This is a genomic window from Enterovibrio makurazakiensis, assembly GCF_050336585.1.
In the GTDB taxonomy this organism is placed as follows: Bacteria; Pseudomonadota; Gammaproteobacteria; order Enterobacterales; family Vibrionaceae; genus Enterovibrio; species Enterovibrio gelatinilyticus.
In genome coordinates this window covers 13,184-38,292 of the sequence record NZ_JAKJSE010000039.1, presented here as the reverse complement: position 1 = coordinate 38,292, position 25,109 = coordinate 13,184, and the positions used below count along the sequence as shown (strand labels likewise).

At 42.6% G+C, this 25,109-nt stretch carries 21 protein-coding genes and 3 pseudogenes; 19 read left to right on the top strand and 5 right to left on the bottom strand.

Features of this window, described 5'->3' with window-relative positions; all coding sequences use genetic code 11:
* The first annotated feature begins 66 nt into the window (after window positions 1-66).
* The 3 genes from L4D06_RS23755 (at window position 67) to L4D06_RS23745 (ending at window position 1,283) form a co-directional block, all read left to right on the top strand.
* Window positions 67-324 (top strand): hypothetical protein, encoded by a 258-nt coding sequence (locus L4D06_RS23755; protein ID WP_274167026.1) that lies wholly within the window; start codon window positions 67-69, stop codon window positions 322-324.
* A 76-nt stretch (window positions 325-400) separates the two neighbouring features.
* Window positions 401-826: a CdiA C-terminal domain-containing protein gene (locus L4D06_RS23750; RefSeq protein WP_429741866.1), complete on the top strand. Its 426-nt coding sequence runs from the start codon at window positions 401-403 to the stop codon at window positions 824-826.
* 13 nt (window positions 827-839) lie between these two features.
* The gene (locus L4D06_RS23745; protein WP_429741864.1) at window positions 840-1,283 is read left to right on the top strand and encodes a hypothetical protein; all 444 of its coding nucleotides are present in this window, start codon (window positions 840-842) and stop codon (window positions 1,281-1,283) included.
* Between the two features lie 220 nt (window positions 1,284-1,503).
* Here the strand turns inward: L4D06_RS23745 and L4D06_RS23740 are convergent.
* Window positions 1,504-2,091, bottom strand: a pseudogene (locus tag L4D06_RS23740) (hypothetical protein).
* A gap of 238 nt (window positions 2,092-2,329) precedes the next feature.
* Between L4D06_RS23740 and L4D06_RS23735 the strand changes: the two are divergent.
* The 6 genes and pseudogenes from L4D06_RS23735 to L4D06_RS23710 all read left to right on the top strand — a co-directional run bounded on the left by L4D06_RS23735 (window position 2,330) and on the right by L4D06_RS23710 (window position 10,527).
* A complete protein-coding gene (locus L4D06_RS23735) occupies window positions 2,330-4,528 on the top strand; it encodes a toxin-antitoxin system YwqK family antitoxin (RefSeq protein WP_429741862.1) in 2,199 nt (732 codons plus the stop codon).
* 59 nt (window positions 4,529-4,587) lie between these two features.
* A complete protein-coding gene (locus L4D06_RS23730) occupies window positions 4,588-6,801 on the top strand; it encodes a hypothetical protein (RefSeq protein ID WP_429741860.1) in 2,214 nt (737 codons plus the stop codon).
* Between the two features lie 550 nt (window positions 6,802-7,351).
* Window positions 7,352-7,528, top strand: a pseudogene (locus L4D06_RS23725) (RHS repeat-associated core domain-containing protein); the annotation flags it as partial.
* 163 nt (window positions 7,529-7,691) lie between these two features.
* A complete protein-coding gene (locus L4D06_RS23720) occupies window positions 7,692-8,180 on the top strand; it encodes a hypothetical protein (RefSeq protein WP_429741858.1) in 489 nt (162 codons plus the stop codon).
* Window positions 8,181-9,185: 1,005 nt separating this feature from the next.
* A complete protein-coding gene (locus L4D06_RS23715) occupies window positions 9,186-9,689 on the top strand; it encodes a hypothetical protein (RefSeq protein ID WP_429741856.1) in 504 nt (167 codons plus the stop codon).
* Window positions 9,690-10,239: 550 nt separating this feature from the next.
* A complete protein-coding gene (locus tag L4D06_RS23710; RefSeq protein ID WP_429741854.1) occupies window positions 10,240-10,527 on the top strand; it encodes a barstar family protein in 288 nt (95 codons plus the stop codon).
* Window positions 10,528-11,259: 732 nt separating this feature from the next.
* Here the strand turns inward: L4D06_RS23710 and L4D06_RS23705 are convergent.
* Window positions 11,260-11,382, bottom strand: a pseudogene (locus L4D06_RS23705) (alpha-amylase family glycosyl hydrolase); the annotation flags it as partial.
* A 256-nt stretch (window positions 11,383-11,638) separates the two neighbouring features.
* Here L4D06_RS23705 and L4D06_RS23700 point away from each other — a divergent pair.
* The 4 genes from L4D06_RS23700 (at window position 11,639) to L4D06_RS23685 (ending at window position 15,709) form a co-directional block, all read left to right on the top strand.
* Window positions 11,639-12,535 carry a hypothetical protein gene (locus L4D06_RS23700; RefSeq protein ID WP_429741852.1) on the top strand — a complete coding sequence of 299 codons (897 nt, stop codon included), beginning with the start codon at window positions 11,639-11,641 and terminating at the stop codon, window positions 12,533-12,535.
* A 254-nt stretch (window positions 12,536-12,789) separates the two neighbouring features.
* Complete coding sequence (locus tag L4D06_RS23695; protein ID WP_429741850.1) at window positions 12,790-13,821, top strand: hypothetical protein; 1,032 nt, start codon at window positions 12,790-12,792, stop codon at window positions 13,819-13,821.
* A 175-nt stretch (window positions 13,822-13,996) separates the two neighbouring features.
* On the top strand, window positions 13,997-14,557 hold the full coding sequence (locus L4D06_RS23690) for a hypothetical protein (RefSeq protein ID WP_429741848.1): 561 nt from the start codon (window positions 13,997-13,999) through the stop codon (window positions 14,555-14,557).
* 258 nt (window positions 14,558-14,815) lie between these two features.
* The gene (locus tag L4D06_RS23685) at window positions 14,816-15,709 is read left to right on the top strand and encodes an ester cyclase (protein WP_429741846.1); all 894 of its coding nucleotides are present in this window, start codon (window positions 14,816-14,818) and stop codon (window positions 15,707-15,709) included.
* A gap of 166 nt (window positions 15,710-15,875) precedes the next feature.
* Here L4D06_RS23685 and L4D06_RS23680 read toward each other — a convergent pair whose 3' ends face one another.
* Window positions 15,876-16,448: a DsbA family protein gene (locus L4D06_RS23680; RefSeq protein ID WP_429741844.1), complete on the bottom strand. Its 573-nt coding sequence runs from the start codon at window positions 16,446-16,448 to the stop codon at window positions 15,876-15,878.
* 514 nt (window positions 16,449-16,962) lie between these two features.
* Between L4D06_RS23680 and L4D06_RS23675 the strand changes: the two genes are divergently transcribed.
* Window positions 16,963-17,511, top strand: a complete 549-nt coding sequence (locus L4D06_RS23675; protein ID WP_274167003.1) for an outer membrane beta-barrel protein — start codon at window positions 16,963-16,965, stop codon at window positions 17,509-17,511.
* Window positions 17,512-17,621: 110 nt separating this feature from the next.
* Here the strand turns inward: L4D06_RS23675 and L4D06_RS23670 are convergent, their stop codons facing one another.
* Window positions 17,622-18,527 (bottom strand): Gfo/Idh/MocA family protein, encoded by a 906-nt coding sequence (locus L4D06_RS23670; protein ID WP_429741841.1) that lies wholly within the window; start codon window positions 18,525-18,527, stop codon window positions 17,622-17,624.
* Window positions 18,528-18,545: 18 nt separating this feature from the next.
* The gene (locus L4D06_RS23665) at window positions 18,546-18,863 is read right to left on the bottom strand and encodes an antibiotic biosynthesis monooxygenase family protein (RefSeq protein ID WP_274167001.1); all 318 of its coding nucleotides are present in this window, start codon (window positions 18,861-18,863) and stop codon (window positions 18,546-18,548) included.
* 210 nt (window positions 18,864-19,073) lie between these two features.
* Between L4D06_RS23665 and L4D06_RS23660 the strand changes: the two genes are divergently transcribed.
* The 5 genes from L4D06_RS23660 (at window position 19,074) to L4D06_RS23640 (ending at window position 25,099) form a co-directional block, all read left to right on the top strand.
* Window positions 19,074-20,072, top strand: a complete 999-nt coding sequence (locus L4D06_RS23660; RefSeq protein ID WP_429741838.1) for an ABC transporter substrate-binding protein — start codon at window positions 19,074-19,076, stop codon at window positions 20,070-20,072.
* Window positions 20,073-20,101: 29 nt separating this feature from the next.
* On the top strand, window positions 20,102-20,875 hold the full coding sequence (locus L4D06_RS23655) for an ABC transporter permease (protein ID WP_429741836.1): 774 nt from the start codon (window positions 20,102-20,104) through the stop codon (window positions 20,873-20,875).
* Window positions 20,872-21,627, top strand: coding sequence for an ABC transporter ATP-binding protein (locus L4D06_RS23650; RefSeq protein ID WP_429741834.1), 756 nt, complete (start codon window positions 20,872-20,874; stop codon window positions 21,625-21,627). Before L4D06_RS23655 ends, L4D06_RS23650 begins: the two co-directional genes overlap by 4 nt.
* 87 nt (window positions 21,628-21,714) lie before the next feature.
* Window positions 21,715-22,110 carry a DUF2750 domain-containing protein gene (locus L4D06_RS23645; RefSeq protein ID WP_028021546.1) on the top strand — a complete coding sequence of 132 codons (396 nt, stop codon included), beginning with the start codon at window positions 21,715-21,717 and terminating at the stop codon, window positions 22,108-22,110.
* Window positions 22,111-22,672: 562 nt separating this feature from the next.
* The gene (locus tag L4D06_RS23640; protein WP_429741832.1) at window positions 22,673-25,099 is read left to right on the top strand and encodes a DMSO/selenate family reductase complex A subunit; all 2,427 of its coding nucleotides are present in this window, start codon (window positions 22,673-22,675) and stop codon (window positions 25,097-25,099) included.
* The last annotated feature ends 10 nt before the right edge of the window (window positions 25,100-25,109 follow it).

Genomic DNA, 25,109 nt, shown 5'->3' with positions numbered 1-25,109 from the left:
TCTTATAATACTAGTGCCTAATACAAACAAAATAATAACTTGATACCCCAGCAATTAGGAGGAACCATGGAAAAGTACTACTGGTATAGTCAATGTGTGAATTGCAACCAAGGAAGGCTTATCTTGACTGAAGATACAACAAATAAAAGAATGTATTTGCATTGCGAAGAATGCGAGCGAGGTTGGCTAAATCCGCAAGAAGCCCATGATAATTCTAAAGGCTTTCTTGCGCTTGAGGAGGACTTCGAGACAGATAATCCAAACATAGAAACTATTACAATATATGGATGGAAATCCATAGCAATGCACAGCTTCAGCGAATAGTTTCAAAATTTGAATACAAAAACACGCTTTAAGAAATGACACACTTTATTGGAAAGTAACTGGGACAGTCGCCTTTATGATAGGACCACTTGGAGGCGAACCGAAAGGGCGCTACGAAACTCCAGACCCTAAAGACCCAAGGCCTATTATTCGCCAAAATGAGGCGGCTGATTTGTTGGCAGCTAAAGGCTATGATGTAGAGATGTTGCCAGCGACTAAAGGAGGCAATGGTTTTGGTATCAAACCAGAGTCTAACCCTGATTTTTTGATCAACGGGAATGCATTTGATGTTTTTTCTCCTAATACTAAGAATGTCAGGAATATATGGAGCACGGTTGAGTACAACTCTCAGACTCAAGCGAGTAGAATTGTAATCAATTTAGATGATTACTCCGGATCAATCACTAAACTTGAAAGTCAATTTAATGATTGGAAAATAGATTCTCTCGATGAACTTTTATTCATTAAGAATGGCGAAATCTCTAGGCTCTTACCAAGATAGAAGGTACGGATAAATGTTTTATGTTTTATATTTTTCGACCGAGAGTAGATTAGATGAAGTCAAAGAATTCCTATCGAAGACTTTACCTGATAGTAAACTCAGCTCAGATTCAGATTCAGAATTATCGATATGTAATGACTCATTCACATTAAGAGTCACTACAAATGGGCATAACCTTTCATTTGCGCGAGAGGATTATGGATGTGATTTCAATTATTGTTTTTGGTTTGAAATATTTACAAATAATATTAAATGGTCAACGAAGCTAATAGTAATCACTAATAATATATTGACTAATATTGCAAATGAACTGGTGCTTGAATCAAATGGTGAAAAGCCTTTTATTTATCAAGATTCTTCAGGTGTGTTTATTGATCCTAACTTAGGTGGAAAGGAAAGCTTCCCATTTGGCCTTATCTCTAAAGAATGGAAAGAGAAAAAGCTTAGTAGAGAGTGAAGCTATTACAGACGTAGTAACTGGGACAGTCGCCTTTAGAGGAGACCAAAAATCGGCATGAACGCCTTTTCAGCTTTGCGGAATAATGCGCGATTTTAGATTGGCTTAGCGCTCTTCAGCACAAGAAAAGACTAAATCTGGTTATACCAGGAGATAACAGGCACACGAAAACCACCAAGACGTTGGCTATTCGAAGAAAACGAGTAACGGCTGGGTGATGCTAGCTAACAGGTATACGAAATCCGCATAATCGCTTTCGCCCTAGCAGCGGTAAAGCATCTTTGATAGAGGTTTCAGTGCCCACCAGGGTTCCTTTTTCAACCTGGGCATAAATGTCAAGCCACTCGTCAGAGTCAACAAGTTCAAGATAATCCACCAATCGAAAAGGCAGCCCCTCTGGCATCGGCTCTCTAGGGTTCCCGCAAAAGGAAAGAGATGAGGCGCTGTGCTTTGTTCTTTTCTTAATGACGCTATTCGCGCCTTGACGGACGTGTGTTCTGAAGTTTCAGGCGTTTCCGCTATCACAGCTTGCACGGGGTTTAAATCTACGTAGGCCATCGCCGCCGCAGCGCTTTTTCATCAAGTAATGCATGGCTTTATTTGCATGGATATGGAGCACGGCGTGATAGTGATTACTCATGATGGCATAAGCGCATATATCAATACAAAAAGCACCCGCCAGTACGAGCAAGCGTTCTTCAATCCAACCACGACGATGTTCATAACTTTGCTGCGCTTTTTCATCATATCCGCAAAGGGATGAACGAGCTTTTGTCATTGAGATATAAGTGACGAGTCGTTGAACAATACGGGGATCATATCGTTCAGCAACGCTGCATTAATCTTGGAGAGCTGTCTTTGAGCCTTGAAGCACTATCAGATGAAACTGACAGATTAATGCGTTTCTTAAAGTGTGTGTCCTATTTATTGTTTCACATCGAATTATCTTAAATCTGGGATGATATATTATTTTCGATATAGGAAAATAGAGCTTAATCTCTCAATAAACACTGCAACCTTGTCAGGAGAATTTATGGAGTTCATGGGTGTTTAAGCTAATTTCGGTCGCAACGCATATTTTTGATAAATTTTCATTCAAGAGTAAGTTAATCATCAGTTTAGCGTTAGTTTACTCAATAATGGTAGGGCCATTGCAAGCTTCGCAATTTCCGTTCGCCTATTTAGATGATGCTCTATTACCGACAGATAAAGCTTCTGCGTCATACCAACATTCTCAATTTGAAAGAGGTGGTGAAGGTAATTTTCTGGTCAAGGTTTACTACAAAGAGAGTAAACAGGTCTACTTATCAACCACAGGTCAGCTGGACGATACTGGAACGCTCGTCTACCAAGGTGACTATACCTTTTCGCACCCGAACGGAGCTCTCAAAGAGAAGGGCCATTTTGACGAAGGAAAACGCGACGGTGAAGTGATAGCCTACCGACAGGATGGGACGATTTCTGAGCAGAGCACTTACGATAAGAGGCTGTTAACAGAAAGATTACTGTTTTCATCTGATGGTAGTGTTTCTAGAAAAGACACCTATGAGTATGACCCTGATAATAGCGATAATTACACCCATCACTCAAAAATTGGCGATAATATTATCTGTACGTCTTATTACGTGAATGGCCTGAAAGACGGTATACAAGAAAGCGAAGATTTAAGCTTAAAACTAAAAATGTTTGACCCTTATGTGGCGGGGGAAAGACACGGCCTTGTAGTGGTGTACATCAATGAAATGAAGAGAAAAAGTCAATATTTTTCTCACGGGAAAAAGCACGGAAATTATTCGAAATATAATGAATCCGGTAATTTGATATATGAAAGTAATTTTCACAATGGTCTAGTTTCAGGTGAGACAAATTACTACTTTGATAACGGTAATCTGTCGGAAAAGCGTTTGTATGGAGAGAGAGAACGCTTAGTATCTTGGGAGAAATATTTTGAAACTGGCCAACTAAAGGAAAAAATGCAGCATGATGAGGGAGGCAACATACACATAAAAGAACTTGGGACGTTAGGGCAAACTGTATCGACCACATTCAGACCTCTTGACTCTCAAGAATGGAATATAACTAAAGACTTCGGTTTTGGCGGAGCTCTGTTGCAGATTATAAAAAGCAAAGACGGCCAATTGGAAAAACACATTAAGGTTTTTTACCAGAACGGCATCATCAAAAGTGAAAGGATAGATGATGACAATGGTCGTTATGTAGAAAGAAGATGGAATGAAGATGGTACATTGACCACTGAAACTATTTTGCCAAAAGATGAAAGAAAATGGAATGTAAGGGCCAAGTATTATGGTAATGGTGCGTTAAGACAAGAAATAAAAGAATTAATTAGTGAAAGAAAGTACTTACTCACTCGATATAGTGATACTGGAGAACTGCTTGAAAGAACCCAGAAAGTTGACGATAAACGAGAAGGCATTCAACTTTACAACAGTTATGGAACGATTGAGCATACTGAATTTGAGAATGATCAGCCCCATGGCAAGTATGAAAAGGTAAATGCAAAAGGCGAGTTGCTTGAAGAAGGAGTGTATAAACGAGGACAAAAGCACGGCCTTTGGCGGCAAATAGATGTAAGGTTTTTGCCTATTCCTCGAGAACTCGGTATCGGCGACATTGAACTCAAGTTAGACCACGTAGTGAAGCGTTCCTCGCTTGAAATTGAATATCAAAATGGTGCTCTACACGGAATCTATAGATTTACAGATCAAGATGGCGTTCAACTTATTGCAGGTCAGTTTGATGCGGGCACACCAATAGGAAATTGGATGGTACGCACCAGCGCTGATGGACTCGTGATATATAAGAACAATACGAACAAGCCTGACGCAGATGGATATCGAGTTGAAGCTAATTTAGAAAAAGCGTTGGTGGTACAAGGAACTTACCTTGATGGTCTTCGTACCGGCAAATGGCGAGCTTTCACATATTTTGGCGAACTACAACTTGAAGGTGTATTTGAAAGAGGTGTACCAGTCGGCGTATGGAAACGCTTTTATCGTTATACCCGCGCGGTTGAATGCAACATGAACTACAAAGACGGTTATCCCCTAGGCCGTTGGCAACACTTTAATAACGAAGGTGAAATGGTGTGGGATAAGTACTTGGATTTCAGATCTTCTTCATCTAATACTCAAAACCCAAATTGGTCTCCTCGACGGGATCATAATGATATCCCTTGGGCTTGTAATATTAATGTGCCTAATGCCTTCTTGTTAGAAGGTTGAGCTGCATCTTTATGAAACATTCTCACCGAGAAAAGCATAATTGTTATAAAGGAATAAATTTGAAGATGTTAACCAATAGATGGAAAGAATGGGCTACGTTGATGGCTCTCAGCTTTTTGTTAGGTTGTACAGAAAACTCTGTCTTGGATTATCAGCCAGAAACCGACGCACCTACTCAGTATTATGCCCAGGTAGAAATTAAATTAACGGCACCATTCGATTATCACAGCGATATAAGAGATATTGCTTTTACAACTCCTTTTTCGCTTAAGCCGCTACAAAGGGCTGAATCAAATGAAAAAAGTGCTCAGGTTACTATCTATGGTGCAAGTTTCTCCGCAATCCAAGGGGATGAAGAGCCATTCTTCAGTTGGATAGACGAAGGTCTGCGGTTGAAGAGGAAAGGTGATGCTCTATTTTCCTTTGAGGTTAGTAAAGAGCAGTCGGCCATCGCGAGCAAAATGACGAATACAGCAATGCTCGGCTATATGAAAGATTTGCATAAACATGGTGCTATGCGTTCATTGTCCATGTTGCCGCCAAGGATTGGACTGGACGTTGGGTCCACGGTAACGGAGCTTTTTTCATCGGGTTTTCAAACCACTTATCGTGTTGAATTAGCCACAGAACAACGCATACGCGTCGGATTCAGTGGTAGCAACCCCAATGCTGATCCAGCGATTTTGGACCAAGAGTCGACACTGGGTTCAAACCAAATTGTCCTACCAAGTGATAACATTGTCGGTTGGGCTGACTATGAGCCTAAAACAGGCAAATTGATTCAATTGAGAGCAACGTTTGAAATCACGGTTGATGAGTCAAAATATGAGTATATTCAGGGTGTTGTTTTAGTTTCCAATGAGCCGATCATGGAGCAAGAAGACAAACTACGTAGGTTTAAAAATCCCCTCGCTAAGCAGTCAAAACTCCAGAAACAGGCAATGGAGGCTATACCTATTAATTTTAATCAAGCAATTGAGTATTCGGTTGACGAGCATACTTATGAGTGGGGTGCCACAGCTTTTAATATCGTAGCAACTCAAAAGGGCTTTTTTCCGCCAATACTGAGCAATTACCAATTTCTGGATAAGCATGGTCAGCATATTGAACAACACTTTTTTGTTGATGACTACCGATTCTACCGAGCCTACTCAGATAGAGCTAAATTTGGTGATTCTGATGATTTTGACGATGACAATTACATTTGGCTTAGCGAGCCTCAGGAGAGTAAAGTCTCTCCATCCTATCTTCAGCTAAGCTACACACCGACAAATTATAGAAAACACACTCAGATTATACCTATAGAAGAAGGCAAGGTTACGTTTACCCACCCAGAATTTACACTTGTTGGTGAATTGCAAAGATACGATACGGTTTGGAGTTTTACTTTAACGGAGTTAGCAGACTCAAACGTTGCATACTATTCCTTTGCTAACAAAGATGAAAAGGTCAGAGTGAGTGATTTCAAATGGATTGAGCCAAAGAAAGAAGAAGATGCGAATATAGATTTAATTGGCGCTATCCCATCAGTTTGGCAACATGCAACATTGGGAAAGAGAACGTTTCAATATGTGATCTGGTTTGACAAAGAACCAGCGGAAGGTATTCCGTTTACTTGGTATGAAAAGCCTGTAACACAAACAGTTAAGATCCCTTTGAGCCAAGCAGTGAGAAGCGTCAAAAACCAAGCGCCTATCGAAACGATCTACGATAGAAATGCTATTACGGGTAAGCATTCATATCCCACTCTATTCATCACGCCACATCAAGTGCACCTATCTATCAAACCCGAGATGGTAAAACTGTGTAATTTAGATGTAGTAACGGGTGTGTACCGAGGCTCTGATACTAGGTGGTTAGTGGAAGACGATGTACGTTGTAATGCCAAAAGTGGACTTTGTCGTTATCCCCTTACTGCATACAAAGGCTCAGTTCAGTTCTTCTACGATGAGAAGGTGCAGGTTAGTTTAGCGTGTTCAACTGGCAATCCCTCTCCACTAATGAAAGGTAAAGATTACAAACAGATAACACCTTGGCTTATTGAGCTCAAAGGGGTGTATAGCGAACTTGACTGGGAGGCCGCGAGCAAACGGCTACAAGCGTATGATCAAGACGACAAAGTATTGCAGTGGGTAAAGACGGCTGACAATGCTGATTTTGATATGCCTTTTCTTAAAGCCTGGGGCGATATTAATAGTGTTAAAGATACAACATTGGGTCAATCTGAGCTCCTAATTGACCAACTTGTAGAGTTTGCACCCACACCTGAATAATGTGCGATTTTGATTGGCTAAGCGCCCACTAGCACAAAGCCATACTAAATTCCCGTAGACTGACAAATAACAGACAGGCGAATAACACCAATTTGGTATTTATTAGACGTTGGGAATGTTTGACGATGCTAGCTAGTGGGAATACGAAGTCCACACAATCGCTTTCGTCCTAATGAAGGCAAGGCTGCTTTGATGGAGGATTCTGTGCCAATCAGAGTCCCCTTTTCTTCTTGCGCATACGTATCACGTCACGCGAAAGAATCAAATCCTAAATGATGAAGAATCTCAGGCTCTCGACTATCAATATAACCGTGCTTGTCTTCTCGGCTTTGACGTCCTGTCCAATTGTCCACTTCCCCTATGCTAAACAGTCTAAACTGGAGTTTTCTGCCACAGAAAATGCAGGAGAACACCATGAAGAAGTCACGGTTCACTAAATCACAGATTGTCAGAAATTCAACGGGACAGGCTACCTAAATAATCAAAGAGCTCATCACCCTTTAGAACAACTGGGACTGTCGCTTTTAGAAACGGCAATGTGATGAAAAAACACGTTGAGGAAATCGTCAATCCTCTGCGTTTTCAAGGGCAATATTTCGATGAAGAAAGCGGTCTACACTACAACCAACATCGCTACTATAGCCCAGTAATATTTAGGTTCATAACCTCCGATCCTGTCGGTTTGGCTGGCGGGCTAAATAGCTATCAATATGTAAAGAATCCTTTATCATAGGTTGACCGATTAGGGTTAATGATTTGATGTGAAGAGGATATAATGGTTACTTTGAAAAATAAGCCCACCCTGACAATCATCATTATTATTCAAGAATAGTCTTTGATTGAAAATAATGAGATGAAAGAGGTTTAACTCCATAAAAAGGAGAGTAAATATGTCATATAGCTCTGAGGATGTATCAGACTTAAAAAGCAATCTATCTTCCTACCCAGGCATTGATTACTTAGGTGATGTTAAAGCTTATGATGGTGAAATATTATCATATTGGAGACCAACAATAGGCCTTTATAATGGGTTCGCACAGATAGATATAAAAGGAGATTTTTCTGGAATAGCTAGCCAAGCGTCTAGACTACTATGGAATAAAATCAACGAATTTAGCAGTGGAGATATTGAATTGTTATCATCCATTGATTCATTTGAAAATTGGATTAGTATTAGAGTAGAAAATGGGGTCAATATCGTTGATGCATTTGAACTCTATGAAGAATCTCCTGAATTTGTAGCTATAGATAAAGATAGAAAGTACTTGATTGCCATTCATTCTGAAAATATATCAAACCATACTGACCAGTTATTATTATACTTCTACAAGTTAGAAAAAAATGGAGATGGTTCAGTTGGTTTTATAAATCATAAATAATATTACCTTCATGTTTTAAGTGTGAAATTCACTCTACTCTGGATGCATAATTAACAAGTGAAAAACAATTTAAATGAGCAGAAAAATTAAACAATAAAAGAACTCATCATAATTTAAACTTTTCCCACCGAACGAATTCAGGGTGTTTATCTTGGATTCTATGTCTAGAAAAGAGAATTGAGTGTGTTGGCAACGGGTTTAGTGACAATCTGGCAGATAAAAACCACCGATGCTGTGTTGGTTGCAAATGAGTGTTGCTGTATCCGAGAGTGAGTCGGTAATCGAAATCCACAAAGGCGTTGTCGCCAAGCAAAGGTAAGGCTCCTTTCTAGTCAGCAAGGATCTAGGAATTGAACGCCCCAACAAGCCGACTACATGTCTCACTTAGAAAACCAAGATATAGCGGTAGACATAATTGCTGCACACAACAAGTACAATGCTGCCACATACCCTCACCTTGCTGATGAGAGAACGAATCTATATCCTGCAACTAAGTACGGCCACCAACACAGGTGGCATGGTGGCAACTTACAAAACTCCACACATGGAAAGCCCTTAAACCCGAACATACCTGAGGAATTTGAATGTCAAAAATTTCTATATCTGTCGCTAATTCCGTTGACAGCTTAGAAGCAACGAAGTTTCTACACAGATTACTCGGGATGTCTCTGTCCACAGCTAAAACTTGCCTAAATAATGGCAACAATGGAGCGTTTTTTAGTGGAGAGATTTTCTTAAATGATCACAACTAAATAGCTGATAAAATTAGAAAAATCATATCTTTCTTTGACACACAAAATATTGAAATTTTCATTGTGGAAGTAAACAGCGATGTGGATTGGGAAGGCGCATTCAATGAATCTAACAGGATATCAACCTCAGCCATGTTAGATATTCTTGGTGATGCAGATGGCTGTTTTCATTAAGTAGTCGTGAGGATATAACCTTTGAGACAGTTGCTAAAACCGTGGCCAATCTTGGTTACCACTACAAACCGAGGTAATAATGACATATGAAGAGTTATTAACGAATATTGACAATACCTCATGGTTTACGAACTCAGGTAGTTATCGTTCTTCGGGTAATACTATAGGAATTCCAAGTTTAAGCGCTTGGAACGACACGACTTTTGAAGAGTCACTAAGCGCAGAGATGAAAAAAATTGCTAGCTCTATGGACTGGTTCCCTTCATCTAGAGATCAAAAAGATCCATTCCATGGACAAGAACTAACAAAAAGAGTCGCTGCAGTCGAAGGTGGAAAGACCAAAGTAATGACTGCCTACAAAGTCGCTTCAAAAAAGCTCTCGAATTATGATAAAACGAAGTTTGTTAGTGGGCCTCATGACTATTCAATTACCGCTAAAAGTGCTGCTCTGTATTGTGTCAGAATGGCGGCAATGGAGTGCTTAAGCAATAATCAAGGCATTTGGGTCGAGGTGTTTAAGGTTTACTCTCAAGGTTATTGGCCATGCGGTCTACTGCCCGATAACAAGTTAGTGGTTTACTAAAAACTAGGACGCTGACTATCACTAAATACAGTTGAAAGCGTGAGGAATGTAGCAGTAGGTCTTTGTCTGAGCGAGAAGTAATATATGCGCTTTGAAGAAGATATACTCCCCCCTAAAGACAAAACTGGCATATCGCAACACAATGGCTGGTCTCATTTAAAATTAATGACTGGGGCAGTCGCTTTAAGAAATCCATAGTCATTCACGATTACACAAAAAAATGATAGAAGTTATCGAGGAGACCCGGCATGGTCTAATCTTACCGACCTTTTTATGATCATTATTGATGAACCAAAAAATCAATTAGTTCATAGATATGAACATCTAGGACTTTCGTTTTTTTAAAAAAATTCGGCCTCGCACCTTTTAATTTATTAGGAGTAATGAGAGAATTTAGATATAGTTAGCGCTCATTAAAGCAACACCATCATAAATCTACGTAGACAGATAGATATCAAACATACAAAACCACCAACCTAGCGCTTGTTGACTCCTGATCACTATGATTCAGTGACTTTGATCGGTAGATGGAAAGGTTGAGGATAAATGAATGAACGTTATTATCCATGGCAATGAAATTCATTCAGAGCGTGATTTTCATAAAAATCTTTCAGAGGCATTCGAATTCTCTGCTTACTACGGTAAAAATTTAGATGCACTATGGGATTATTTAAGTACAGAAGTAGAAAGGCCACTCTCATTGATTTGGAAAGATTCAGAGTTATCTCAAAGATTCATGGGTGATGATTTTGATAAAATTGCAACGTTGTTAGAACGTGTTGTAAAACAAGATATCAAGTGGGAATTGGATGATAAATTTGAGGTGCATTTCGACTAATTTTTAGGCTCCCAGACTATCACCGTCAGAACCGGTGAAAATAGGTGGAACACACATCCTTAGAAATACAGAAAATCATCTAAAATCAAATGCATATTGTTCTGTTACATGTCCTCCCTATTCTGGAAACTCAGCTCACTTTGAAAAACCTGACCATATCCCAATCAGTCAGCAAAAGTTTGACGAAGTGATCAACAAAGAAAAGTCACTAAGATATCCACCTCAGAGCTACCTTCCTGATGAGTACATCGCTACGCATCAGAATAATTTACATCAACAGGGGGCTACAATCGTTCAACCTGGATCTTTCTTAGACCCTAACTCGCCATTTCAAACGTGGCCTCTTGGAAAATTTGCAGGTTTGCCAGAGGACATGGATCCCATCATTGATGAATTTAAAAAACGGGAGACTATCAACTCTTAAATGACGAATTTGCACTTGGCCTATAAGGCGAAGATTTCGCTAAGTTCAAAAACCAACCCATTTTAGTTATCAAGATCGCCCCAGATGATGCAAGGTTTAGCGACAAAATGCCAAGCGGTAGGGAGCCCTGCGCTTATGATGGTGAATGGGTTCCTGGGGGTGAATCAAAAGGTGGTATTGTCCACTTCCCCTCTAGCTTGCTCTTAATTTATAGAAACACAACTGGGACAGTCACTTTAAAAATCGCCATTTCAGGGAAACAGCCATTTTCGCTATCACAGCTTGCACGGGGTTTAAATCTACGTAGGCCATCGCCGCCGCAGCGCTTTTTCATCATATCCGCTAAGAAATGAACGACGCACACAACGAGAAACACTGTGATAGTAAGGGGTAGCGTCAATACTAATGAGGGATGAACGAGCTTTTGTCATTGAGATATAAGTGACGAGTCGTTGAACAATACGGGGATCATATCGTTCAGCAACGCGGCATTAATCTTGGAGAGCTGTCTTTAAGCCTTGAAGCACTATCAGATGAAACTGACCAATTAATGGGTTTCTTAAAGTGTGTGTCCTTTTTATTCGCCAATTTAGATGATATAACTGGAGATAATTTTTACCAATGTTTGTTACATTATAGAAAAAACACAAAACTAACTTATCGTGACTGCTCACAAGAGAAGATATCATGGAAAAAATAGAAGAAACGATAAATGAAAAATTAGCGCGAGTGCAATTAACTGATAAATACATCGAAAAAATTAAAAAAACACCGACAGAAGAAGCAATACAAAAGTACGATGAAGAGTACTTTAAAAACATTGAAAATGAGAGAAATACATTAAACTGGGATGCCAAGAGTGCGAATAAAAGAATGATAATAGCTATATTGTTTTTTTTACCATCATACTGGCTAGCAACAAGTTTAACCTTAACATCACTAATTCCTTCTCTTAGTTGGCAAACTGTAGTATCAGTCTCGTATTCATCACTCATAGCTTATGTAATATGGGATATGTTCGCAGGATTTTATTATCGTTATAGATTTGGCGAGAATTCCATCTGCGTTAGACAAAATGAAAACAGACCCGAATTTGTCTACAGAATTGTTCGCAAAATAGCATTGTTTTGTGTTGTTTTTTGCATAATATCCGGCTTTATTTTTGGCCCAATGATATTTTTAGGTGCAGGTGGTTTTGCATTAATGGCATTAAAATTCACCGAGATAGAAAACAATATTAGTATCGAGAGAATACCTTACGAATCCATCATATGTTTGCAGCATACAGAAAAAGAAAATGAGCTTGAAATATTCCACAAATCCGAATTTTCGTCTATCGTAGATGGCACTCTATATTTTTCTGATGACTTTAGAAGCACGCAATTTATTTTGAATAATAAATCTGTCGACGAAATTTTAGAACATATTGAAGACCAAGTTAGAGATAAGGTTTTGTTTTTTAGATCAAAATCAAAAAAAGAAGAAATAAATTTCTTTGACAAAGTTAGAGAACACCCTGAATTCAGGACAAAAATATCATTTAAAATCGAAGGCATGAATAAAAAACCGGGACAGTCACTTTAAAAAATCCGCGAGTACAGAGTACTGGTGACAGGCAACCTAAATAAAAATTTAGAATGAAGTATCAAATAGTGGGTAAGATAAGAGATGACAGCGGATCAGGTCGAGGCTGGGTGTTTCCATCGCCTATCGCTAAACTTGACAACAAGTTTTCTGATGCGGACGATCTCCCCAACTTCTCCGATAAAGATCAGGCATTTTGATACTTCAAAGAGATTACGTTGTAAATACGGGATAAAAAAGGAACAACCATTGCTATGGAAGAGTCTTCAAACACATACGCGAAAACTGTGTACAGAGGCAGTCTATGGGAAGAGCAATCACCATATAAGCCACATACACTCTCAGGGATGATCCTCTTACCTCATCGCGACTATCGCAATGTTAATCCTTCAACATATACAGCAGATATGTATCATATCATTCATAATAGTGAAGATGACTTAGATGATGAAAAATGCCTAAATTCATACCAGTTTAATTCGAAAATCATACGAACAGTTACTGTCTCACGAAGCTTAATTCTTCCTATGATGGCAACAATATGTGGCCTTGGCTTATGCCTTGTTAGTATATTATCTCTTGGGTTTGAATCTTATTTCTACTACTCTACAAACTCGATAAAATCCGTTGATTTTATTTCAAATTATGTATTTTTAGCTCTGGCTGGTTTATTTTTATTCTGCATACAATTCATGCCTCCTCCTATCCCTAAGATATTCTTTGGCGGTGTTGTCCCTCATATTCAAGTGAGTCGTCAAACTGGCATGGTAACAATTTGGAAATATGTCCCAATCCTTGGCATAAAACGCAAAACCATTATTATACCTTTTTCTGAGTTTATTCCTTACTTGCATCACCTTGTGACACCAACGGGAACAGGGGCAGGATGGAATGTCATTCTCGCCCACAAAGATTCACGACGCATCAGTTTCGGTGCCATTGGGATGGCCAACCTTAAAAGCCGTGGAGATGCCTTGGCATTCTGGGATTTCTTGCAGCGTTACATGGATGTCGAACAACCCTTACCTGATTCTCCTGTCTTCGAAACGGTTAGGCACCTTGACCCAACAACGAAAGCCTATGACGGTACAGTTGGACGACCAGCCAAGTATTGGAAAAGAATGACAAAAGCACAAATTGACAGACGCTCTGATGAAATGGCGATGTACATCGAGCGCTTAGCAAACGGCGAAGATCTCCCTCCCTTTGAGTTTGATTACGAGGCAATGTTAACGCCTCACGAACAGAAGCAGAGAAAGCGAGCGAAGAAAAACAGCGATGCTTAAAGTCAGTGAGTCATCCTGAATACACAAAGACTGTCAGAGAACAGTTAAATAATATGGATAGAAATCAGAGTATGGATATACTACAAGAGAAAGTTCACAATCTCTAAGTTAAGCTGAGAGCAATAACTAAATCAGGCATGCCTGTTAGAAATGTTGATGGCGCGAAGAAAGAAGCATGGAAGAAATGGTTAGAAAAATAGATGATATAAGTAACTTTAAATTAGTTAACGAGGTTTTTCAGTTCGCTCGCAGTAATAAGCTACTTACGCCAACTGATGATACCAAAAAACATAAGAATGTAATATGTGAACTGGATGAAGCCAAATACTACGCTTGGGAGAAAACATATGGTGATGATGAACTTACATGGGCAGATTATCGCGCCAACAAAGTGAGTGATATTTGGGAGAAAATCTATGAGAATGATGATAAATTCTCGGACATAGAAAACCTACTAACATCAATATTGGAAGAATTATCCGAGGAAGTTAAAAGAAAGCCAGATAGAAAACACAGTGCATTATTAGATGATGTTATATCTGACCTAGAGGCATGCATATATAGCCGCGTTATAGAAGCAGATTCCAACAGCTTTTTCGGAGGTGTTTTCTCATCATATACCGATGGTTTTTGGCCTTGTGGCTTTAAGAGTTCCACTAACATTAATGATATAATATTGTATTCTAGATCAGTAGAAATTAATAAGCAGGACACACAGTCTTGTTGTAGTAAGTAGAAGGTCAGCACTCGTCAGTGCAGCCGTTATGCAACTACGAATATATGCATTCTCCCCTTCACCTCTGCCCAAATTAGTATTGTCTCTCCTACACCTTTATCCCCCACCATTTCACCTAATCGATCTCTCATTGTTCCGATTTTGCGAATTATCAAGTCAAATAATACACAATTATCAACCAATAAAAATTTAGATAAGATCATCTTCATCGTCACATATGGAGCATTACTGCTCTTAACTTGTTGAAAAGGTGAAAGTATGGATACGTTGAAAAGAATAATTGCAGTATCGATCATTTCGATGCTTCCTTTGGGTACCAGCCATGCAGATGCGCAATCGGACAACACATTAGCGGTTGCTAAATCATTCCTCGAAGCCGCTGGGAGTGGTAACGGCGCAAAACTGAACGAACTCATGAGCGACGACTTTATTTGGCATAACGAAGGCGACAAACAGATCCCTTGGATTGGTCCTTGGAAAGGCCAAGAAGAAGTGATGGGCAAATTTATGCCCGCATTCGGTAAAGGTTTGACGGTGACAAGCTGGAGCACCGACTACAGTTTTGCTAATGCAGATCAAGCGGTGTTTATGGGCTCAATGAGCGCTGTTCTCAACAACACAGGTGCTGATACTGGCAAATTCACGTGGGCTGTTCGTGTGCATGTAGAAGACGATAAAGTAAAAAGCTGGAACTGGATGGAAGACAGCTATGCGGTATCTAAAGCGTACAATGACAACACACAATCGAATAAAACAGCGGTAGAGACGTTCTATACACTTCTGAGTAACCCTGGTTCTGAAGAAGCGGTAAAAGCCTTCAGCGCTAACACGGCAGATAACTGGGTAAGTGTCGGTAACTATTCTGGCAAGAATAAATCGAAAGGTGCTTTCCTAGGTCAAATGGGATACTTCGCCAAATTAATCCCAGACTTAAATTGGAATATCGAAGAGATGACGCATGCTGATGATCGTGTGATTGTGCGAGGCCGCGCAACTGGCACGCCAACGGGTCCTCTCTTCGGCGTTGATGGTGCTGGTAAGAGCTTCGACATTATGACGATTGATGTTCATACCATCGAGAATGGCAAAATCACCAAATCGCATCACGTAGAAGATTGGGCGGGTGCGTTAAAGCAGCTGAAAGGTAAATAAGCCTAACAAGTAACGTGAATCTAAACGCTGGTCGGTTTGCTATCGACCAGCCATTTTTAGCAATCTGCCAGTAAAAAGAAGCGAAATACGTAAGCGGTGAATAGAGCTATGTACACCTACTCAACACCGACCTCCTCTCTTCCTGATTCTCTAACCAGACGGGAACCTACAACAAAGGATCAATCACCGCTTGCCAATTTTCTAGGCTTGAGTGGTGATCAACTGGCACCAAACCCGCGTTATTGATGAACACCGTTGGCGTTGCCCAGACCGATCGTGTGGCGGCATAGCGAATGGGCGTTCTTGCCATCACATAGATTTCACTGCTATCCATACGCTCGAAAAACGCGTCTCTTTCTACCTTGCCATGTTCTTCGGCGTAGTCAGCGACAAGCTGTCGTAAATCGTCATGGGTTTTATGAAGGAAAGGCCCGTTGTAGAACGTATCTTGTTGCTCATAGAGGAAGGTAGCGAACCCATAGAATTTGTCTGCATCTCCCTCTGCCAAGGCAAACAACCCCAAGCTCATGTCCCATGCTTGTCGGTGATTACTCAGGGTTATCAAATGCGTTTTAAGGCTGACCGACGCACCTGTGTAGTGACGCATAACCTCCATGAGGTTTGGCCAAATTGCGCGTGAGTGTGGACATTGAATATCGACAAAAACATCAATCGTCACCGACGCTTGGGGATCACCAAGAAGAATACCGCTTGGGCGGTGGGGTATTGGTATGCTCATCACTTCCTTGTGTATATTGAGTTTGTTCTCTGTGTCATTTAGTGTAGCGAATGATCGATCATTCGCTCTACAGGACGATTGTTTTATCCATGCTACTCCGATGCTTTTATTCTTTCTTAGTCATTCGCAACGTGATCTTTTCTTGTAACGGAAGTACTGAGGCAGTTTTTGTAGAACGCTCCAGGCCCGACCGAAAGATGCCTCCAATCTTCCAACATTCCTCACAATAAAATACAACAGACACCTTAGCGACAAGCCAAACTTCAACCCAGAATACATTCCTCAGACTTTGTTTCCACCTAGAGCAGATAAAGCCACCATTTGAGACGGCCTTCAAAGGGTAGGTTCTCACAGCAATGTTATATTTCACCGATAACTCTCTGAGAGGGATAGAAAAGTCGTTCTTCTGGAAATGAAAAAACATCCATTGTTTTCATACAGGAAGCAAAATGTTTTGAAGCGATTTTTCTTTCAAGTGCCTCTTAAGCCCAATCAAGCTATGTATGGTTTATCGATGAAAAAACTCCTTGTTGCACTGCTTCTTTTTAGTACCCACTCCTTTGCCAATAACCATTTCTATGCCGGTACCAGCGTATTCCTCTACAGCGATACCGAACTAAAACTAAGTGGCAACACATCAGATAAGAACAGTGATATCGGCGCAAGCGCATTTGGCGGCTACAGTTTTGCAATGTCACCGGGTTTAGAGCTCGGCATTGAAGTTGAGTATGTGAAATACGGTAAAGCAAAATTTACCGATACTTACCATGTAGAAAGTGACGCTGTTTATATAAACGCTAAACCTAAATTCATTGAAGTTGGTAATAATCTATACAGCGCTCTTATTTTAGGTGTTGGCTCTATGTCTGCCGAGATCAAGAATAATGGTCAAACCATAAAAGACTCCGATCTGTCTTACCAAGCGGGTTTTGAAGTTGGCTATATGATTGACGATTGGGATCTCGGTATTGGATACCGCTATCAAACAGCTGATTTCGATGGCTTCTACGGCATGGATATATCCAATCAAAGCTTGACACTTGGCGTACGTTACAACTTCTAAAGCAAAGCCTCGAATCAGTTCAATTATGAGTCAGACACAGGTTGCGCTGACTCATACATTGTTCTTGCCAGCTATACCCAAACAACCTGAAGATGCTCGAACCCATATTTTTAAGACGATGAAATCTCTCGCACCAGCCTTTCACAAAAAGCATGGGTCGACAGATTTCTAAGCTGAACCTGTTCGTCGCCCTTTCCTGACTTAGCAACACGCACCCAGTCTTCTAGCATGGCTTTAAAACCTTTGGTTTCTAACGTATCAGTCCAATCAGGCATTTCGATGCGCTCAGTTTTGCCGTTTTCAAACTTTTCACCGCACAGAAAGCTGTCAAATTGATAGGCTTCATTTTCAAAACACAGAGAAACAGACTCGCAAGTTTTCCCAAATTGGCGGTTCATTTGGCCTCTGAACAAAGTGCCATTTTCCTCCCAACTCAAGTTGATCATCGCGATGTCACCGCCCTTTCGCTGAACTGAAATCTGCACATCTTGCTTGTCAATCTCCCCATCAAGATTGAGTGAATCAATGACATGGATCATGTCATCGAGAACGAAGTCTTGCGCTGCTCCTGCAAGGTTCAATCTGTGTTTGTGCCAACTGATCGTACGAAGATCATCTCGCGCCACCAGCGATCGCCAAATAGGGATGTAGCGGCGATTGAAGCCAACAAACAATGGCACTGATTTCTGCTCAGCTAAATCATGCAGCTTTTGATAATCAGAGAAATTCAAAGCGGCAGGTTTATCAACGAAAACGGGAATACCCTGTTCAATAAAGAAGGTGGCAATGGGCGCATGGGTTTCACTGTTGGTGTGGATCATCACACCATCGACATTCATCTCCACCAATTTACGAAAGTTTGTGCAGGTCTCTGCAATGCGATATTCACGCGCTACAGCGGCAAGTTTTTCTGGGTTTCTGGTACATAGGATGAGGTCGAGTTCTGACATACGCGTCAGCAAAGGCAAATAAGCTTTGGTGGCAATGTCACCCAAGCCAATAATCGCGATTTTCATTGATTATTTTCCATTGTTTTAAAGGCTATATTCCCGCTCTACTTTAGCTATTCGCGTTGTAAAAGCGGCATACCATTTTTTGCGTCCTAGCTTCTGTGCTTCGATATGCTCAACATTCGCTTTCCACTGCTTGATAGAATCGAGATCTCTCCAGTAAGAAACGGTGATACCCAGAGTGTCTCGTGCAGACTCCACACCCAAAAAACCAGGTTGCTGTTCAGCCAATTCGACCATTCGAGCGGCAGTTTCACCGTAGCCATCATCGAGCGCTGTTCTTAGATTGGTAAAAATAACGGCGTAGTAAGGCGGCGCTGGCGTGTTAGCGATGTCTGACATGGCGTTCCTTTCCCTGTTCAATCACGGAGACCTACAGCGTAACCCAGAAAACGTGACGACCCAAGAACGTGAGTCGCCTCTACACCGCTTACGCAGTCTCAAAAGCACTAATCGTGCTCAGATTAATGGTTTTTTCCTCACAAAGTAGCATTGCGACATTATCAATATGCGCTTAGGTTTATTTTGAACCCAAATAAATCAAGAGGTTAAATGATGATGGACAGCAAGAAACTCGCACAAAGAATTCGTGTTGTATGTATCGCTATCGCGTTGATTTCTGTCCCTTTAACGACCTTCGCTAACGAACTTCCCGTCATCAAAGTTGGTGTGCTGAAATTCGGCACCGTCAATTGGGAAATGGACGTGATCAAGCGGAACAAACTTGATGAAAAAGCTGGGTTTACTCTCGATATCACACCACTGGCATCGAAAAACGCGTCGTCTGTTGCACTACAAGGCAACGCCGTAGACGTCATTTTCTCTGATTGGGTCTGGGTAAGTCGCCAGCGCGCAGCAGGGAAAGGCTATACCTTATCCCCCACCTCTGCGACCGCAGGTGGGTTATTTGCCGCTGCTGATATCACACTCGCCTCCCCTTGCGACATCGCCGGAAAACAGCTTGGTATCGCAGGCGGTGCAGTAGACAAAACATGGGTGCTCTATCAAGCGTATTGCAAAGCAAAAGAGAACAAAGACGTCAGTGAAATCACCGAACAGCAATTTGTCGCGCCGCCACTTCTTAATAAATTACTCATGCAGGGCAAGCTACCCGCCGGCATCAATTTTTGGCATTACGGCGCAAGACTTGAAGCGGCAGGGTTTCAGCCAGTGATTTCTCTTGATCAGATCGTTGAAGGTTTAGGCATTGATACTCAAGTGCCAATGCTCGGCTGGGTATTTGATGAAACATGGGCTAAGGCCAACCCTCAATTAATCGCTGCTTTCTTGAAAACATCCTCCGAGGCCAGAGCCATATTGCGAACATCAGACGCAGAATGGGAGATCATTCGCCCATTAACCAAAGCCAAAACTGACGAAGTGTTTACTGCACTGAGAGCAGCTTATCGACGTGGCTTCTCGGGCACTTTCGGTGAAAAACAGCAAAAAGCTGCGGCGCAGATTTTCGACATTCTTGCCAAAGAAGGCGGGCCAAAACTTGTTGGGAAGTCCACTTCACTCAGTGAAGGCACATTCTGGCTCAACCAATAAACGTGAAACGGTAAAGGAATTGCCAACACGTGACTCGACCTAACTTGGCTCGATCAAACGCGGAGCGCGCCAACTACCTGCGTCTTGTTATGCCAATATTGATGATGGTCTTTTGGCAATGGTCGGCCGTGTTAATCAATAGCCCGGACTACCCTACTCCAGTGGCGGTCTACCACGCTTTTGTGTTTGAGTTAACGCAAGAACAAATGCTTTATCACCTTGGTATGACGCTGTGGCGCGTCATACTGAGCTTCGCGTTTTCTATGGTGCTTGGTGTGATGTTTGGCATCATAATGGGGCGTTTCCCTCGGCTCAATGAGCTATCCGACCCAGTATTGATCCTCGCTTTGAACATTCCTGCATTGGTAACAATCTTGCTTTGTTACCTGAGCATTGGCCTTGTTGAAGCCGCTGCTGTCACCGCCGTGGCACTGAATAAGATCCCGACAGTCGTCGCCATGATCCGCGAAGGTGCACGAATGGTTGATAACGAATTAATTGACGTCGCGCGCGTGTTTCGCCTATCACCCGCTACACGTTTTCTTCGAGTATTTCTGCCGCAACTTTATCCGTACATCATGGCGTCTGCACGCACTGGACTTTCTCTTATCTGGAAGATTGTTTTGGTTGTCGAGTTAATTGGAAGAAGTAACGGCGTTGGGTTCAAGCTTCACACCCTATTTCAGTTTTTCGACATTGCAGGCATCCTCGCCTATACCTTTGCATTCGTCGCCATTATTTACCTGCTTGAAGCATTGATATTCCGCCCCTTAGACAAGGTTGTGTCGCGAGGGCGCGTATGATTTCAATCACTTTAAACATTCAAAGTAAGCAGTACCACGATGATGCATTGGTTATCCGCCACTTAACCGGAGAGATAAAATCTGGGAAAATCACCGCCATTGTTGGTCCATCAGGCTGCGGAAAATCCACCCTGCTAAACATGATTGCAGGTCTAGAACCATCGCATGCCCACGACATTCAGTTTTCCAGCACCAATGCCAACAAACCCAAAGTAGGGTATATATTTCAAACCCCGCGACTCATGCCTTGGCTTACGGCGAAAGAGAATCTCGCACTGGTGTGCGGCAAAGACAATCCGGCGATAAAAGCAACCCTTGATGCCATGGGCATCCTTGATAAACAAGATGCCTACCCTGCAGAGTTATCCGGAGGTATGCAAAAACGGGTAAGCATCGCGCGAGCGTTTGTATATAACCCCGATCTCTTGTTACTCGATGAGCCATTTACTTCTTTAGATGCCCCAACCGCAGATCAACTCAGGCGTCAACTGCTCGCACTGTGGGCCAAAAACCAATCCACCATGGTATTTGTTACTCACGATTTGCGTGAAGCCATATCACTAGCAGATGAGATTTGGTTTCTTAGCCGCTCTCCCACTTCAGTGATTCATTCACTGCACATTAACCAACCGATTGAGCGTTTCATCACCTCTCCACACGGTCGGGTTCAAATTGATACCATTACCGAAAGCCTGCTCCATCAACATCCTCATTTACTGAGCGGTTTAACAAGCCAAACCCACGATAAGTAGCGGTCGAAAAATCCTCCCTTCTAATCCGCGCATTTATCTGCAACGTGAGTATAATGACCCCTTTCTTACTGGCCGGTGGAATCCAATATGGCAAAGACGCTGACACAAGAGCGCATCGCAGAGATCCTCAAATTAGACGTTGACCAACGTTATAAATACCTCGTGAAAGAAGTCGTCGAGAATCGCGAAATCTGGATACTGATAGACGAGCACGGTTGCGTCATGCTTAATACCGAAGAAGAAGATTGTGTCCCAGTGTGGCCTAACCAAGAGTTCGCTCAAGAGTGGGCAACGGGTGAATGGGAACACTGCAAACCTGAAGCCATTGGTCTGAACAAGTGGCATAGCCGCTGGACTAACGGCCTGCTGGATGACGAATTGTCTATCGTTGCATTCCCAAACACAGACCTAGAAGGTGTGGTGTTATTCCCAGATGAGTTTGATTTCGACCTCACCAGTCTGGCGAAAAAACAAAAACGCTGATGTGCGTCAATGTGAAATGAGAGAGCAGCTTGTCTGCTCTTTTTTTGAAGTTAACAACCAGCAATATCTCCCCTGTCTCCCCCATCACTGCTATCACTGCTATCACTGCTATCACTGCTATCACTTCAAGCACCAAGCACACTGCATAATCAACAAGATATCGCCACAAATCATTCACATCGCCCCACCACTAAGCAAGTCGCATCACTTAAACATATCAATTGATTAGGCAACTCAATGGGCGCGTTACCGCGCCAGTCCGCAATGGCTAATTTTTCTTAGATTGCGAATAGATCGCATTCAGGAAAAGTCACTCCTCAATAATCTTGATTAGAATCAATAAACCTTCATTCATGCTGGTTGTAGCACCAATTTCCCCCGAATAAACATTCCCTCACATTTAGTGAGTACTTATAGTTCCCCCGCAATATTTCATCAAAGATTCTACGTTTTAGACCCTAACAAACATTCATTTGGTGAATGTTTGTTAATGAGTTTGAAGCTAATAAAAATAGCTAAGTCAATTAGCACACATATCCGCGAAAGCGGTGTGAGACTGACAATGAAAAACTGGATCGATAAGGCGGTATTAGCGCCGATGAAGCGTCGAAGCTTCATGAAGTGGGGGGCTGCCATTGGCGGTGGTTCGGCACTGGCTGCTGGTTTACCACTGAAAGCGGTTGCCAAAACCACCGCAACAAATGCCATTGAAACCAAAACGGTATGGTCTGCTTGTATGGTGAACTGTGGTAGCCGTTGTGCGCTGCAAGTGCACACCAAAAATGGCGTGATCACCCAAATTGAATCAGACAACCGTGGCGATGACCAAGGCTTTGGTAATCACCAAGTGCGTGCGTGTCTGCGTGGCCGCTCTATCAAACACCGTGTTTACAACCCAGACCGCCTGAAATACCCAATGAAGCGTATCGGCAAACGTGGCGAAGGCCAGTTTGAACGCATTAGCTGGGACGAAGCGCTGGATCTGATGGCGGAAAAACTCCAATACACCATCAAAGAATACGGTAATGATTCGATCTTCATTACCTATGGTTCAGGCACACAAGGTTACCGCACTGACGGTAAAGACTGCTTCAAGCGTCTGTTCAACCTTGTGGGTGGTTTCCTTGATTACTACGGTAACTACAGCTGGGGCCAAATTCAGTTTGCTCTGCCGTTCACTTACGGCTCCATCAAACCGTCTGCTTACGGTAGCTATACCACGGAAATCGAAAACGCTGATCTGCTGGTGATGTTCGGTTATAACCCTGCGGAAACCCGCATGAGTGGTGGTGGTGAGATCCACGAGCACATCAACGCACAGCGTAAGAATAACGTGCGTACCATCATTATCGATCCGCGTTACACCGACACCATGTTGGGTAAAGAAGATCTCTGGCTGCCAATCCGCCCAGGTACTGACGCGGCACTGGTTGAAGGTATCGCACACACCTTGATCACCGAGAACTTGGTTGACCAAGATTTCTTGAACAGGTACTGCCAAGGCTACGACGCGTCTACCCTGCCAGCCAGCGCACCGCAAAACGGTCACTACAAAGCGCACATCTTAGGTCAAGGCCCAGACGGCATCGAGAAGACTCCTGCGTGGGCATCGAAAATCACCGGCATTCCTGTTGATCAAATCGTGCAACTGGCGCGTGAAATCGGCACGGCAAAAGCGTGTTTCATTACCCAAGGTACGGGTATTCAGCGTCAGGCGAACGGCGAGCAAACGTCTCGTGCGATCGTGATGCTGCCAATCCTAACGGGTAACATCGGCCGCCCTGGCACAAACACCGGTGATATGCCTGCGAACTGGAGTTACCCAGCACCGCGTATTCCAACCGGCGTTAACCCGATTCAAGTAAAAGTGCCGTTCTTTAAATGGAGCGATGCGATTTACCGTCACCACGAAATGACCGACAAAACCGACGGCATTCAAGGTGCGGAACGCCTTCGTACCCCGATCAAGTTCCTACTGAGCTACTCAGGCAACATGATCATGAACCAGCATGCGGACATCAACAAACACCGCAAACTGATCGAAGATGAAAGCCAAGCAGAATTCATTGTGGTGTGCGATAACCACATGACCTCGTCTGCGCGTTTCGCTGACCTGCTTCTACCAGACGTGACCACCATCGAAAACAACGAAGTGAGCTCGGACGGTTACTCTTCGGGTTCACTGGGCGGCGTATTCCCACTGGTGCGCGCTATCGAGCCACTGTACGAAACGCGTTGTGCCTACGACATGTGTGTGGGTCTGTCAGAGCGCCTAGGCGTGAAAGACGCGTTCACCGAAGGCCGCACCCGTGACGGTTGGTTGGAATACCTTTACGAAGGTGCGCGTGCAAAAGATGCGAATCTGCCTACACTGGAAGACCTGCGTAAAAACGGTCCTTACACCTTGGCAGCGCCAAAAGAAGGTCGTATCGCACTGGAAGATTTCCGTAACGATCCAGAAAAGCACGCCCTGGGCACGCCGTCTGGCAAGATTGAAATCTACTCCACCAAGCTGGAAACCATCGCGAAAGAGTGGACCTTGGCTGACGATGAAATCATCACGCCTATTCCTCAGTACGTGACTACATGGGAAAGCCACTTGGATCCAAAGACCGAGCAGTTCCCGCTGCAATTCTTTGGTTACCACACCAAAGGCCGCACGCACTCTACCTACCACAACATTCCGTGGCTGCGTGAAGTGGTGTTCGACGGTATTTGGATGAACCCCATTGATGCGAAAGCACGTGGTCTTGAAAGTGGCGACTATGTTCGTGTATTCAACGATCGTGGCGAAATTCGCGTTGCTATCAAAGTCACCCCACGCATCATGCCGGGCGTAACTGCACTGGGCCAAGGCGCTTGGTACAACCCAGATAAAGACGGTGTCGATCTGGGCGGTTGTATCAACACATTGACCTCACAGAAGAACACACCACTGTCGAAGGGGAATCCTCAGCACACCATTTTGGTTCAAGTGGCCAAGGTTTAAGGGGAGATAA

Bases quoted from the DNA above. Each gene is read 5' to 3' on its own strand.
- L4D06_RS23755 (WP_274167026.1), top strand. From the start codon at position 67: ATGGAAAAGTACTACTGGTATAGTCAATGTGTGAATTGCAACCAAGGA.
- L4D06_RS23750 (WP_429741866.1), top strand. From the start codon at position 401: ATGATAGGACCACTTGGAGGCGAACCGAAAGGGCGCTACGAAACTCCA.
- L4D06_RS23745 (WP_429741864.1), top strand. From the start codon at position 840: ATGTTTTATGTTTTATATTTTTCGACCGAGAGTAGATTAGATGAAGTC.
- L4D06_RS23720 (WP_429741858.1), top strand. From the start codon at position 7,692: ATGTCATATAGCTCTGAGGATGTATCAGACTTAAAAAGCAATCTATCT.
- L4D06_RS23715 (WP_429741856.1), top strand. From the start codon at position 9,186: ATGACATATGAAGAGTTATTAACGAATATTGACAATACCTCATGGTTT.
- L4D06_RS23710 (WP_429741854.1), top strand. From the start codon at position 10,240: ATGAACGTTATTATCCATGGCAATGAAATTCATTCAGAGCGTGATTTT.
- L4D06_RS23700 (WP_429741852.1), top strand. From the start codon at position 11,639: ATGGAAAAAATAGAAGAAACGATAAATGAAAAATTAGCGCGAGTGCAA.
- L4D06_RS23695 (WP_429741850.1), top strand. From the start codon at position 12,790: ATGGAAGAGTCTTCAAACACATACGCGAAAACTGTGTACAGAGGCAGT.
- L4D06_RS23690 (WP_429741848.1), top strand. From the start codon at position 13,997: ATGGAAGAAATGGTTAGAAAAATAGATGATATAAGTAACTTTAAATTA.
- L4D06_RS23685 (WP_429741846.1), top strand. From the start codon at position 14,816: ATGGATACGTTGAAAAGAATAATTGCAGTATCGATCATTTCGATGCTT.
- L4D06_RS23680 (WP_429741844.1), bottom strand. From the start codon at position 16,448: ATGAGCATACCAATACCCCACCGCCCAAGCGGTATTCTTCTTGGTGAT.
- L4D06_RS23675 (WP_274167003.1), top strand. From the start codon at position 16,963: ATGAAAAAACTCCTTGTTGCACTGCTTCTTTTTAGTACCCACTCCTTT.
- L4D06_RS23670 (WP_429741841.1), bottom strand. From the start codon at position 18,527: ATGAAAATCGCGATTATTGGCTTGGGTGACATTGCCACCAAAGCTTAT.
- L4D06_RS23665 (WP_274167001.1), bottom strand. From the start codon at position 18,863: ATGTCAGACATCGCTAACACGCCAGCGCCGCCTTACTACGCCGTTATT.
- L4D06_RS23660 (WP_429741838.1), top strand. From the start codon at position 19,074: ATGATGATGGACAGCAAGAAACTCGCACAAAGAATTCGTGTTGTATGT.
- L4D06_RS23650 (WP_429741834.1), top strand. From the start codon at position 20,872: ATGATTTCAATCACTTTAAACATTCAAAGTAAGCAGTACCACGATGAT.
- L4D06_RS23645 (WP_028021546.1), top strand. From the start codon at position 21,715: ATGGCAAAGACGCTGACACAAGAGCGCATCGCAGAGATCCTCAAATTA.
- L4D06_RS23640 (WP_429741832.1), top strand. From the start codon at position 22,673: ATGAAAAACTGGATCGATAAGGCGGTATTAGCGCCGATGAAGCGTCGA.